Below are 12,406 nucleotides of genomic sequence, written 5' to 3' on the forward strand. Positions count from 1 at the left end.
CGACGACACTCCCTTACGAGGGACCGGCCGGAGGAGGTGGGGCTGCAATGGACCGAAGTCGACCGTGCAGTACCACCCGCTCTTCCGACCGCTGACGTAGCTCTGGCTCTGCCGGCTGCCACCTCTCGTTGCGTATCTCCACGCGGAAGAGCACTTCGTTTCGCTTTGCCTGATCTGTCTGACCTGCATCAGCAGCTGAATCAGCAACGAAGGTCACCACCGCGACGGTGCGGTGCTCCCCGCTTTGTGGACGTGCCAAACATCCCGCGAGTCAGGACGTCCCCATTCCGGGCAGTTCCACCCGTCGCAGCGGACTTTCGCTGCTCGTTGCGAAGGAGCCTGCCATGTCGATGATCCGCGACCTCCGAGCTGCGGTCCGTCCGTCGCGTCCCATGCTGCGCAAGGACACCGGCGCGTACGACACCACGCGCGACCCCGGGACGACCTCCGCCGTCGTCGACTGCGCCATCTACCGCGACGGCGCCCGCGTCGAGTCGTCGAAGCCGCTGACCCCGCACGAGGCGATGCGCCGGGTGCGGCGCGACGGGGGCTTCGTGTGGATCGGTCTGCACGAGCCGACCGAGGCCGAATTCGCCGGTATCGCCAGTGAGTTCGGGCTGCACCCGCTGGCGGTCGAGGACGCCGTCCAGGCGCACCAGCGGCCGAAGCTGGAGCGCTACGACGACTCCCTGTTCACCGTCTTCAAGACCATCCACTACGTCGAGCACGACGAACTCACCGCCAACAGCCAGGTCGTCGAGACCGGCGAGGTGATGTGCTTCACCGGCCGGGACTTCTTCATCACCGTCCGGCACGGCGGCCAGGGCTCGCTGCGTGCGCTCAGGCACCGGCTGCAGGACGACCCCGAGCTGCTCGCCAAGGGGCCCTCGGCGGTGCTGCACGCGATCGCCGACCACGTCGTGGACGGCTACATCGCGGTCGCCGACGCGGTGCAGGACGACATCGACGAGGTGGAGACGGAGGTGTTCTCACCGGGACGCAAGGGGACGCCGCGCGGTACGGACGCCGGACAGATCTACCAGCTCAAGCGCGAGGTCATGGAGTTCAAGCGGGCGGTGTCGCCGCTGATGCGGCCGCTGCAGCTGCTCAGTGAGCGGCCGATGCGGCTGATCGACCCCGACATCCAGAAGTACTTCCGGGACGTCGCCGACCACCTGGCCCGGGTGCAGGAGCAGGTGACCGGCTTCGACGAGCTGCTCAACTCCATTCTCCAGGCCAACCTCGCGCAGGCGTCCGTCGCGCAGAACGAGGACATGCGCAAGATCACGTCCTGGGCCGCGATCATCGCCGTACCGACGATGGTCTGTGGTGTGTACGGGATGAACTTCGATTACATGCCGGAACTGCGCTGGAAGTTCGGGTACCCGATGGTGCTCGGGATCACGGCGATGATCTGCTTCGGCATCCACCGGACGCTGAAGCGCAACGGATGGCTGTGAGCGGCCTCGTTACGCTTCTCCCATGACTGGTGAGCTGCTCGAGAGGGCCCTCGTCGAGGAGGCCACGAAGAAGTCCGGCCTCATCTGGGTGAAGGGGCCCGGTGCTGCGGCCCGTGCCCTGTGGCATGTGTGGCACGAGGGTGCGGCCTGCGTCGTCGGCGACGGGCCGGGCGAGCAGCCGCTGCCGGGGCTGGCTGACGGGGCCACGGCCGAGGTGACCGTCCGCAGCAAGGACAAGGGTGGCCGGCTGGTCTCCTGGACGGCGAAGGTCGTGGAACTGACGCCCGGTTCCGAGGCGTGGGAGGCCGCCGTCGCCGAGTTGAAGGGCAAGCGGCTCAACGCACCCGACGGTGAGGCGATGACCGAGCGGTGGGGGCGCGAGTGCCGGGTACTCCGCCTGGAGCCGACGGGGACGACGCAGCCCCTGCCCGACGGCTCCCTGGCCGAGCAGCCGCTACCGACGCCGGCGACGACGCGGGAGCCGATCCCGGCGGGCCTGCCGCGGTTGCTGATGAAGAAGCGGCGGCGCAAGTAGCGGCGGCTACGACGTCGGCAGCTGCTGGCCGTAGTCCACCGTCTCGTCCTTCGCCGGCTGTTCCAGGGCGAAGTCCTTGCCCCAGTCGGAGAAGCTGAGGGTGCCCGCGCCGCCGGCGCGGACCAGGCGCAGGGGGTACGGCTTGCCCTCCAGGGAGACGTCCAGCGTGCCGCCGGAGCCCCGGTCGCCGGTGATGCGGATGGTGCGGACGCCGGACTGTTCGTGGTGGCCGTCGGTCTGCAGGGAGCCGTGCAGGGTCAGCAGGCTCTTGAGGAGGACGTCCTTGTCGGTGAAACCGCTGAAGCGCTTGTACGAGGGGTCGCCCTGCGGCACCTTCACATACTTGCCGTCGAGCTTGTCGGCCGCGGCCGCGTCCCCTTCGTCGCCCTCGCCCTTCCCGTTGTTCCAGAACTCCGCCTCGGCCATGAGGAACAGCTCCTCACCGACCCGCAGCAGCTTGAACGTCGCCCCCTCCCCGGTGACCGACCCGCTGCCGCCGTCCGACTTCAGGCGCATGTCGAGCTTGTACGTGCTCCCGCCGGCGACGACCGTCCCCGACAGCCGGACAGCGGCGGCAGACTCCGCCGCCGTGCGGGTCTGGGCCTGGATCTTGTCGGCGGGGAGCTTGCCCACCCCGTTCGTGCCCGCGTTCGGATCTTCCTCGCTGCACCCCGTCAGCGCCGTCCCCGTCACGACCAGTGCGCACATCGCGCTCGCCAGCACGGTCCGGCGGGTACGGCCCTGGGGCATCGCAGTCACAGGTGGTGCTGCCTTTCTGACGTGGGTCCTGAGCGGCGTACCGCAGCGTACCGGGGCTGTGCGCACCAGGCGGAGCCAGTCCGTCCGAACCGCTCACCAGGGCGTATCCGATCGGGACGGGCTAGCCTGAAGCCCAACTGAGCGAGCAATTCGACAAGAACAGAGCAAAAGCAACGCACGGTATGAAAAGGAGGCGCAGCCATGGTCGCGGGCGCCCCCCGGATCTTCGTCTCGCACCTGTCCAGCGTCGCCGTCTTCGATCCGAACGGCGACCAGGTGGGCCGCGTGCGCGATCTGGTCGTCATGCTGCGCGTCGGCCGCCGGCCCCCGCGGCTGCTCGGGCTGGTCGTCGAACTCGTCACCCGCCGCCGGATCTTCCTGCCCATGACGCGGGTGACCAGCATCGAGTCCGGCGAGGTCATCACCACCGGTGTGCTCAACGTCCGCCGTTTCGAGCAGCGTCCCACGGAGCGACTCGTGTTCGGTGAACTCCTCGACCGGCGCGTCAGGCTCGTCGAGACCGGCGAGGAGGTCACCGTCCTCGATCTGTCCGTGCAGCAGTTGCCGGCCCGCCGCGACTGGGAGGTCGACCGTGTCTTCGTGCGCAAGGGCAGGAAGGGCGGCGCCTTCCGGCGGGCCAAGGGCGAGACGCTGACCGTCGAGTGGTCCGCCGTCACCGGTTTCTCCCTGGAGGAGCACGGGCAGGGCGCCGAGAGCCTGCTCGCCACCTTCGAGCAGCTGCGCCCCGCCGACCTGGCGAACGTCCTGCACCACCTCTCACCCAAGCGGCGCGCCGAGGTCGCCGCCGCCCTCGACGACGACCGCCTGGCCGACGTCCTCGAAGAGCTCCCGGAGGACGACCAGATCGAGATCCTCGGCAAGCTCCAGGAGGAGCGTGCCGCCGACGTCCTGGAGGCGATGGACCCGGACGACGCGGCCGACCTGCTCTCCGAGCTGCCGGAGGAGGAGAAGGAGCGGCTGCTGAGCCTGATGCAGCCCGCCGACGCGGCCGACATGCGGCGCCTGATGGCGTACGAGGAACACACCGCCGGCGGTCTGATGACCACCGAACCGATCGTGCTGCGCCCCGACGCCACCGTCGCCGACGCCCTCGCCCGGGTCCGCAACTCCGACCTCTCCCCCGCCCTTGCCGCCCAGGTGTACGTCTGCCGCCCGCCCGACGAGACGCCGACCGGCAAGTACCTGGGTACCGTCCATTTCCAGCGGCTGCTGCGCGACCCCCCGTACACCCTGGTCAGCTCGCTCGTCGACGACGACCTGCAGCCCCTCGCCCCGGGCGCGGCGCTGCCCCTGGTCGCCGGGTTCTTCGCGACGTACGACATGGTCGCGGCGCCCGTCGTCGACGAGTCCGGGTCGCTGCTGGGCGCGGTGACCGTGGACGACGTACTGGACCACATGCTGCCCGAGGACTGGCGGGAGACGGAGTTCGAACTCGACGAGGGCGAAGGGGTGGTCGCCCATGGCTCCTGAGCGAGAGACGGCGCGTGAGATAGTCCGGGAGCGCATTCCGGTGGGCGCCACGGCGACCACGCGCCCGCGCGCCCGCCTGGACCAGCCGCGCACGCCCCGGCGCCGGATCCTGCCCGAGTGGGACCCGGAGGCCTTCGGGCGGCTGTCGGAGCGCATCGCGCGCTTCATCGGCACCGGACGGTTCCTCGTCTGGATGACCGTCGTGGTCATCGTGTGGGTGCTGTGGAACATATCCGTGCCCAGCGACCTGCGCTTCGACGAGTACCCGTTCATCTTCCTGACGCTCGCCCTGTCCCTGCAGGCGTCGTATGCGGCCCCGCTCATCCTGCTCGCACAGAACCGGCAGGACGACCGCGCCCGGGTCGATCTCGAACAGGACCGCAAGCAGAACGAGCGGTCGATCGCGGACACCGAGTACCTGACCCGGGAGATCGCCGCCCTGCGCATCGGCCTCGGGGAGGTGGCGACGCGGGACTGGATGCGCTCCGAACTCCAGGACCTGGTCAAGGAGCTGCAGGACGGACACCACGACGGTCATCGCGTATTCCCGGCAGAACGGTCAGGGATACGTGACGTAGACGACCGCTGACGGGCTTTCCGAGGTCCCCGTCGGGCGCCGTACCATCGTCCTTATGGCTACGGAAGACGCGGTGCGCGAAGCACTGGCGACGGTGAACGACCCCGAGATCAACCGGCCCATCACCGAGCTCGGGATGGTCAAATCGGTGGAGATCGGCGCGGACGGAACGGTCGCGGTCGCCGTGTACCTGACGGTCTCCGGCTGCCCCATGCGTGACACGATCACCCAGCGGGTGACCGAGGCGGTCTCCCGGGTCGAGGGCGTCACTCGCGTCGACGTGACGCTCGACGTGATGAGCGACGAGCAGCGCCGCGAGCTGGCGACCGCCCTGCGCGGCGGCCAGGCCGAGCGCGAGGTCCCCTTCGCCAAGCCGGGCTCGCTGACCCGCGTGTACGCGGTCGCCTCCGGCAAGGGCGGCGTCGGCAAGTCGTCCGTCACGGTCAACCTGGCGGCGGCGATGGCGGCGGACGGTCTGAAGGTCGGTGTCGTCGACGCCGACATCTACGGCCACTCCGTGCCGCGCATGCTGGGCGCCGACGGGCGTCCCACCCAGGTCGAGAACATGATCATGCCGCCGTCCGCGAACGGCGTGAAGGTCATCTCCATCGGTATGTTCACGCCGGGCAACGCGCCCGTGGTGTGGCGCGGCCCGATGCTGCACCGGGCGTTGCAGCAGTTCCTGGCGGACGTCTACTGGGGCGACCTGGACGTCCTGCTGATGGACCTGCCGCCCGGCACCGGCGACATCGCCATCTCCGTGGCCCAGCTGGTCCCGAACGCCGAGATCCTGGTCGTGACGACCCCGCAGCAGGCCGCGGCCGAGGTCGCGGAGCGGGCCGGCTCCATCGCCGTACAGACCCACCAGAAGATCGTCGGCGTGGTCGAGAACATGTCCGGCCTGCCCTGTCCGCACTGCGGCGAGATGGTCGACGTCTTCGGCACGGGCGGCGGCCAGGCGGTGGCGGACGGCCTCACCCGCACCACGGGCACGAGCGTCCCCGTCCTCGGCAACATCCCCATCGACGTCCGCCTCCGCGAGGGCGGCGACGAGGGCAAGCCGGTGGTCCTCACCGACCCGGACTCCCCGGCGGGCGCGGCCCTGCGCTCGATCGCGGGCAAGCTGGGTGGCCGGCAGCGGGGTCTGTCGGGCATGTCGCTGGGCATCACGCCGCGCAACAAGTTCTAGAATTTTCCGGAAGTGGTACGAGGTCGGGGCGCCGTCTGCACAGACGGCGCCCCGACCTCTTCATCCTTAGTTACGCGTACTCCGCGATAGTTACGTGTACTCCGCGATGTCCTTGATCACGGCGAAACCCAGACCGTACGCGCTCATACCCCGGCCGTACGCCCCCAGGTGGAGTCCCTGCTCCGTCGTCCCCGCGAGCACCCACCCGAACTCGGACTCCCGATAGTGGAAGGACGTGGGAACGCCGTCCACCGGCAGGGACAGCGTCGACCAGTCCTCGCCGGCGAGATCGTCCGCGAGGACCCACGCCGTCTCCGTCTGCTGCTCCAGCCAGTCGTCCCGCAGGGTGTGGTCCATCTGCGCGGGCCAGGTGAAGGACAGCAGCCCCACCCCGGCGAGCCAGGCCGCCGAGGAGACCGACGTGGCTTCCAGGAGCCCCGTGCCGTCCGCGCTCCGCCGCACCGGGTTGGCCGCGACGGTCACCACGACCGCGAACCGTTCCCGGTCCTCCGCCGTCCCACCCCGCACCGAGGGCTCGTCACCATGGCCGATGGAACCGTGCTCCACGGCCCCGTCGGCCGTCGTACCGACCTGCATCAGCCAGCGCGGGCCCGTGAACGCCTCGTCGAGGCCGTACCAAGGGAAGGGCGCGCGCAGGTAGCCGTCGACCGTACGCCGACCCGAGGGGTGCTGTTGTCCGCCCTCCGCGGCCGGCGCCTGTGCGACTGCCCGACTCGTCGTCTCCATGTGCCCGGACGCCTCCTCGCTCTCGTCGGACCGGGCGGCCCGCCCCCCTTCGGACGTACTCGTCCGGTCCGCACAACAACTCGGCAGCATATCCACACCGCTGCGGGCCGCAGGGAATGCGCCCGGCGCGTGGGTCGCCCGGGGGCGCGTTCAGGCCGCGCGGGCGCGGGGGATACGGGCTCGGGGGATCAGGTGGCGTCCGCGTCGAAGGGCGGGCGCTCGTCGGGCTTCTTCGTCATGTCGACGCGGGCGCCCGAGGAAGCCGGGGAAGCCGACGGGGCGGTGGACGTCTCGGTGTCACGGCCCTGCACCGCGTCCGTGACCTCTGCCATCTCCTTCTTCAGGTCGAAGCCGTTGCGGATCTCCTTCAGCCCCAGATCGTCGTTGTCCATCTGCTTGCGGATGAACGTCTTGGGGTTGAGGTCCTCGAACTCGAAGTCCTTGAACTCCGGGCCCAGTTCCTGCCGGATGTCCTGCTTCGCACTCTCCGAGAACTCGCGGATCTTCCGGACCGTGCGCATCACGTCCTGGATGACCTTCGGGAGCTTGTCCGGACCGAAGACGAGCACGGCGAGGACGATGAGCGTCACCAGCTCTAGCGGTCCTATGTCATTGAACACCTGAAGCTCCTTGCGATGTCCCGGGCCGGATCCACGGTACCCGCCGATCCTGTCCGACCGGTACCGTCCCGTGACCCCCGAGTGCGGGTAAGTGAGCGGTTTTCCGGTTGTTTGCCTTGTGGGGGCGGGTTCGGAGTCCGGTCTGTGAGATTAGTGCGAGTTCGCTCAGTCGCCGTCGGAGGAGCCGAGCACCAGGGAGATCGTCCGCTCCTTGCCGTCGCGTACGACGGTCAGCTTCAGGCGGTCGCCGGGCCGGTGGGCGCGGGTCTTGACGATCAGTTCCTCGCCGGAGTGGATGCGCTGGCCGTCGACCTCGGTGATGACGTCGCCCGCCTCGATGCCGGCCTTGTCACCGGGGCCGTTGCGGGTGACCGGGGGTCCGCCGTCGTTGCCCTTGGTGCCGACGCGGGCGCCGTCGCCGGTGTAGTTCATGTCGAGGGTGACGCCGATGACCGGGTGGGTCGCCTTGCCGGTGCTGATCAGCTCCTCGGCGACGCGTTTGCCCTGGTTGACGGGGATGGCGAAGCCGAGGCCGATGGAGCCGGCCTGGCCGCCGTCGAGGTCGGAGCCGCTGTCGGCGGAGCGGATCGCGGAGTTGATGCCGATGACACGGGCCTGTGCGTCGAGCAGGGGGCCGCCGGAGTTGCCGGGGTTTATGGGGGCGTCGGTCTGCAGGGCGTCGACGTAGGAGACGTCGCTGCCGTCGCCGCTCTCGCCGCCGGCCGTGATGGGCCGTTCCTTGGCGCTGATGATTCCGGAGGTGACGGTGCCGGCCAGGTCGAAGGGCGCGCCGATGGCGACGACCGGGTCGCCGACCTGGACGTTGTCGGAGTTGCCGAGCGGCAGGGGCTCGAGCCCGCTCACCCCGCGCACCCGCACGACAGCGAGGTCGTAGCCGCCGTCCCTGCCGACGACCTCGGCCTTCGCGGTGTCGCCGCTGTGGAAGGTGACGGTGATCTCGCCGTCGTCTCCGGCGGGCTCGACGACATGGTTGTTGGTGAGGATGTGGCCACGGTCGTCGAGCACGAAGCCGGTGCCGGTGCCACCTGCGTCGGCACCGCTGACGTGCAGGGTGACCACGCTGGGCAGGGCCCGCGCGGCGATCCCGGCCACGCTGTCCACGGCCCTCCCGGCGGGCTCCTTTCCGGCCTGCGGCAACTCCACCTCCCCGACGCCGCCGTTCCGCTCCAGATACGCCCCTACGGCCCCACCGACGCCCCCGGACACGAGCGCGACCAGCACCATGCCGACCAGGAGCACCTTCATACCCCGCCTGTGCCGCTGCTCCTGCGTGAGCACGGCGGCACCGGTCTGCTGAAGGGGGGCGGGGGTCGGTGCGGCGCCGGGACGGGCGGCCGCCGCGGCCCAGGGGTCGTAGCGGTGCCAGGGGTTGGTGGAGGGTGGGGTGTCGGGGGTGGGGGGCGTGTGGGCGGGCGTTGGCGTGCCGGGCGGGGCTGCTGTGGGAGCCGGTCCCGACGGGTCTGTGCCGTGCGTGGGTGGCGGGGCGCCGGGCACGGGGGCTACCGGTGTCGGCGTGGGCATGCCGTGCTGCGGAGCGGGCGCCGGTATCCCCGTGCCGTTCGCGGGTGTGGCCGCCGGTATCCCCGTGCCGTTCGCCGGTGTGGCCGCCGGGTGCTGCACCGGCGGAGCCGGCGCCCAGGGGCCGGGCTCGCCGTACGGCGGGGTGCTGTAGGGGTCGGGGTCGTGCAGGGGCTTCTCGGCAGCGGGCGGGGCGTCCGAGGCCACGCCCGCTGCCGGAACGGAACCCGACTCTTCGGCGGACGCCGGAGCCGTAGACACCGTCCCCTCGGCCACATCCTCCGGGCGCCTCAGTTCGAAGTCGCCCTCGGAGGACGCCGCGTCGCTTCGGGCCGCTGCGGAGCGGTCCGGCTCATAACCCCCTCCGGCGTCACCAAAGGGCGACGCAGGGCCCTGCGCGGGCTTCCCCTCGTTCATGCTCTCCCCACAGCCGGCCGCGGCACGGCTCGTCATTGGTGGCCGCAGTTCGTCGGTTCCGCGCCGGTCGCCATGACGCGGGCGCGGTTCACCCTGGATTCAACCAGGTTCACGCGCCGGGGTGCAGCGGCCGGTCAGCGGGGTGTGGCGGAGGGGGACGAGGACGGGGCGGGGCTCGCGTCGGGACCGGGCGCCGCGAGCAGGCCGGGGGCCGTGATCTCCGATGCCGTCGACCACGTGGTCAGGGAGATCGGCGGGGCCGTCGAGAGCGGACGTATCAGCGGGGACATCGCGGCAGCACCGGCCACCACGGGCGCCGTGAGCGTGTGCAGGCGCGCCTCGGCCTGCGCGGCGAGCGGTGCCGGCGCTCCGGGCAGGAGCGGCGCGGACACCTCCGTCGGGGCCACCGGGGTGTCCCCGAGGGCCCGTCCGCCCTGGCCCTGCACGAGGAGCGGGCCGACCCCGCGCCGCCGCTGGTTGTCGGGCACCGTCGTGGCTCCCGCCCCCGGCGTACGCATCGGCGTCACATTGCTGCCGTTCCCGGAGCCGCCGCGGGCGTCCGTGTCGCCCGGCGCGCCCGTGGTCACGCCGCCCAGCGCGATCGCGGCCAGCGACACCGCGCCGGCGGCGACGAACGCGAACCGCCGCCCGCGCGAGGCCGCCGCACGCTCGGCCTCGCTGCGGCCGACGTCATGGATACGGAAGCCCCGCTGTGCACCGGAGGTCGGGAGTACGGGTGCGTGGGAAGTGGCGGCGACGTAGTCGAACTCGAAGCGCTCGCCTCGCCTCATGCCGAAGACGCCGGGCGTCCCGGTGCGTCCGGGGAGTCCGCCGCCGAATCCTCCCCCGACCGGCGGTACACCGCCGTCGACGTCACCTCCCCCGGGCAACCCCTGAAGGCGCGCCAGGAAGCTCTCGGAGGGCGGCGGCGGGGCGGCCTCCGCAAAGACGTTCTTCAGCCGGCGCTGGGCATCGACCTCCGCCTTGCACTTCGGGCAGGTCGCCACGTGCGCCAGCACGCGCTCACGCGTGTCATGACCGAGCTCGCCGTCGACCAGGGCGGCGAGTCGGTCTCCCAGATGCTGCTCTGCGAGGTGTCCCTCGGCAGGGTTCGGCCGTGATCCACTCACGCGGACGCGCCCCCTCCCCCCAGAGCGGGAACGCGGGCCACGAAGGAGCGTCGCTCGGCGCGCGCCTCCGGCGAGCGGTGCGCGAGTGCCTTGCGCAGCTGCGAACGGCCACGGTGGATCCGGGAGCGGACCGTGCCGAGCTTCACGCCGAGCGTCGCGGCGATCTCCTCGTACGACAGTCCTTCGATGTCGCACAGGACGACCGCGGCACGGAACTCGGGTGCGAGAGTGTCGAGGGCCTGCTGGACGTCCGCGTCGAAGTGCGCGTCGTTGAGGACCTGCTGCGGGGTGGGCTCACGGCTGGGCAGCCGCTCGGCCGCGTCCTCGCCGAGGGCGTCGAAGCGGATGCGCTGCTTGCGGCGGACCATGTCCAGGAAGAGGTTCGTGGTGATGCGGTGCAGCCAGCCCTCGAACGTGCCCGGCGTGTAGGTGGACAGGGAGCGGAAGACGCGGACGAAGACCTCCTGGGTGAGGTCCTCGGCGTCGTGCTGGTTGCCTGTGAGGCGGTACGCCAGCCGATAGACGCGGCCACTGTGCGTGCTGACGATCTCCTCCCACGTGGGCGGAGTCCACGCCTGCCCGTCCGCGTCGGTGGAGAACGTCGCGGTCCGGTCGTGGTCAGCGGCGTGGCTGTGGTCAGCAGCGGTGTCGTTCACGGATTTCGGCCTGCCCGCCGACCCGAGGAAGCGCCGCAGCACTCCTGCCCGGTTCAAAGGCGCAGCCGCACCTCCCCTGTCGGCTCTGGTGGTGTCCAGTGGAGCCCCTACCATAGCCACCTCGTCCGTTAGCTCCGGATAAGCGGTTTTACGAGAAATTGATCTGTGCTGATACGGCTGATGCGGTTGATGCGGTTGATGCGGCTGCGTCAGCACTTGCTCGGCGTCCCGCGAGTCGTCGTGATCCAACTGTGTCCCCCGCTCCTGTCTCCCATCCTTCTAAACGCCCGGTCCCATCTGCGGGTTCCCGGCGGCAACGGATACAGTCACGCCCAGGCAACCACGGGGACAGGAGAGGGTCATTACCGGCAACCGGCAGACGAGCTGGGCGTTCGCCGACGCCTATGTCGCCGAGGACGAAGCGCTGCGCTGGGCCCGTGACCGGGCCCGCGACGCAGGGCTGCGCTCGGTGTCGCCCGGCACGGGCGCCGCGCTGAGGTTGCTGGCCGCTTCCGTGGACGCCAAGGCCATCGCGGAGATCGGCACCGGGACCGGTGTGTCAGGGATTCATCTGCTGTTCGGGATGCGGCCGGACGGTGTCCTGACCACCGTGGATCCCGAGCCCGAGCACCAGCAGTTCGCCCGGCAGGCCTTCCGCGCCTTGGGGTTCGCCAGCAATCGCGCCCGTTTCATCCCGGGCCGCGCCCTGGACGTCCTTCCGCGGCTCGCGGACGCCGGCTATGACCTCGTCTTCTGCGACGGCGACCGGCTGGAGGTGCTGGAGTACCTCGCTGAATCGTTGCGCCTGCTGCGTCCCGGCGGGCTGGTCGTGTTCGAGGGTGTCTTCGCGAACGGCCGCACGGTGGACTCGGGCCCCCAGCCGACGGAGGTACTGCGGCTGCGGGAGCTGCTGCGCGCGGTGCGCGAGAGCCAGGAGCTGGTGCCGTCGCTGCTGCCGGTGGGCGACGGGTTGCTGTGCGCGGTGAAGCGATAACCCCGGGCGAGCGCCCCAAGCGACAATCCCTGGCCGGTCGACCTGGGCAAACAATCGCCCCGACACCGAATACAGTGCCGGGGCGATTGAAAGGGTATGGTCGCCTGCGGGTCAGCCCACGACCTTCTTGAGTGCGTCGCCGAGCGCGTCGGCCTCGTCCGGGGTCAGCTCGACGACGAGCCGACCGCCGCCTTCGAGCGGAACGCGCATGACGATGCCCCGCCCCTCCTTGGTCACCTCGAGCGGGCCGTCACCCGTCCGCGGCTTCATGGCCGCCATGCTCGTTCCCCTT

The 12,406-nt window shown here is 70.7% G+C and carries 13 protein-coding genes; 6 read left to right on the forward strand and 7 right to left on the reverse strand.

All coding sequences use genetic code 11. The features are described 5' to 3' along the window. The first annotated feature begins 344 nt into the window (after nt 1–344). Both ACKTSN_RS16635 and ACKTSN_RS16640 read left to right on the forward strand, forming a co-directional pair. Nucleotides 345–1,460, forward strand: coding sequence for a magnesium and cobalt transport protein CorA (locus tag ACKTSN_RS16635; RefSeq protein ID WP_409469849.1), 1,116 nt, complete (start codon nt 345–347; stop codon nt 1,458–1,460). 22 nt (nt 1,461–1,482) lie between these two features. After that, nucleotides 1,483–1,995, forward strand: coding sequence for a hypothetical protein (locus ACKTSN_RS16640; RefSeq protein WP_409469850.1), 513 nt, complete (start codon nt 1,483–1,485; stop codon nt 1,993–1,995). Nucleotides 1,996–2,001: 6 nt separating this feature from the next. Here the strand turns inward: ACKTSN_RS16640 and ACKTSN_RS16645 are convergent, their stop codons facing one another. Further along, the gene (locus ACKTSN_RS16645; RefSeq protein ID WP_409469851.1) at nt 2,002–2,754 is read right to left on the reverse strand and encodes a hypothetical protein; all 753 of its coding nucleotides are present in this window, start codon (nt 2,752–2,754) and stop codon (nt 2,002–2,004) included. Between the two features lie 201 nt (nt 2,755–2,955). On the opposite strand from ACKTSN_RS16645, the gene ACKTSN_RS16650 reads away from it, so the two are divergent. Genes ACKTSN_RS16650 through ACKTSN_RS16660 form a run of 3 tightly spaced genes read left to right on the forward strand, consistent with a single transcriptional unit; the run spans nt 2,956 to nt 6,011 of the window. Then, nucleotides 2,956–4,245 (forward strand): magnesium transporter MgtE N-terminal domain-containing protein, encoded by a 1,290-nt coding sequence (locus tag ACKTSN_RS16650; RefSeq protein ID WP_409469852.1) that lies wholly within the window; start codon nt 2,956–2,958, stop codon nt 4,243–4,245. Beyond that, complete coding sequence (locus ACKTSN_RS16655) at nt 4,235–4,834, forward strand: DUF1003 domain-containing protein (RefSeq protein ID WP_409469853.1); 600 nt, start codon at nt 4,235–4,237, stop codon at nt 4,832–4,834. The genes ACKTSN_RS16650 and ACKTSN_RS16655 overlap by 11 nt, the downstream gene beginning before the upstream one ends. Before the next feature lie 43 nt (nt 4,835–4,877). Beyond that, the gene (locus ACKTSN_RS16660; RefSeq protein WP_409469854.1) at nt 4,878–6,011 is read left to right on the forward strand and encodes an Mrp/NBP35 family ATP-binding protein; all 1,134 of its coding nucleotides are present in this window, start codon (nt 4,878–4,880) and stop codon (nt 6,009–6,011) included. A gap of 90 nt (nt 6,012–6,101) precedes the next feature. Here ACKTSN_RS16660 and ACKTSN_RS16665 read toward each other — a convergent pair whose 3' ends face one another. The 5 genes from ACKTSN_RS16665 to sigE form a co-directional block, all read right to left on the reverse strand. Then, on the reverse strand, nt 6,102–6,758 hold the full coding sequence (locus tag ACKTSN_RS16665) for a hypothetical protein (protein ID WP_409469855.1): 657 nt from the start codon (nt 6,756–6,758) through the stop codon (nt 6,102–6,104). 188 nt (nt 6,759–6,946) lie between these two features. Beyond that, on the reverse strand, nt 6,947–7,378 hold the full coding sequence (locus tag ACKTSN_RS16670; RefSeq protein WP_409469856.1) for a sec-independent translocase: 432 nt from the start codon (nt 7,376–7,378) through the stop codon (nt 6,947–6,949). Nucleotides 7,379–7,543: 165 nt separating this feature from the next. Then, complete coding sequence (locus ACKTSN_RS16675) at nt 7,544–9,334, reverse strand: S1C family serine protease (RefSeq protein WP_409469857.1); 1,791 nt, start codon at nt 9,332–9,334, stop codon at nt 7,544–7,546. 134 nt (nt 9,335–9,468) lie between these two features. Beyond that, complete coding sequence (locus tag ACKTSN_RS16680; protein WP_409469858.1) at nt 9,469–10,464, reverse strand: anti-sigma factor family protein; 996 nt, start codon at nt 10,462–10,464, stop codon at nt 9,469–9,471. Then, nucleotides 10,461–11,234 (reverse strand): RNA polymerase sigma factor SigE, encoded by a 774-nt coding sequence (sigE, locus tag ACKTSN_RS16685; protein WP_224739053.1) that lies wholly within the window; start codon nt 11,232–11,234, stop codon nt 10,461–10,463. Before sigE ends, ACKTSN_RS16680 begins: the two co-directional genes overlap by 4 nt. 181 nt (nt 11,235–11,415) lie before the next feature. Between sigE and ACKTSN_RS16690 the strand changes: the two genes are divergently transcribed. Beyond that, nucleotides 11,416–12,114: an O-methyltransferase gene (locus tag ACKTSN_RS16690; protein ID WP_409474846.1), complete on the forward strand. Its 699-nt coding sequence runs from the start codon at nt 11,416–11,418 to the stop codon at nt 12,112–12,114. Nucleotides 12,115–12,225: 111 nt separating this feature from the next. Here ACKTSN_RS16690 and ACKTSN_RS16695 read toward each other — a convergent pair whose 3' ends face one another. Beyond that, nucleotides 12,226–12,393, reverse strand: coding sequence for a DUF3117 domain-containing protein (locus ACKTSN_RS16695; RefSeq protein ID WP_003966491.1), 168 nt, complete (start codon nt 12,391–12,393; stop codon nt 12,226–12,228). Nucleotides 12,394–12,406: the final 13 nt, after the last annotated feature.

Source organism: Streptomyces flavusporus (genome assembly GCF_046267975.1).
GTDB lineage: Bacteria > Actinomycetota > Actinomycetes > Streptomycetales > Streptomycetaceae > Streptomyces > Streptomyces flavusporus.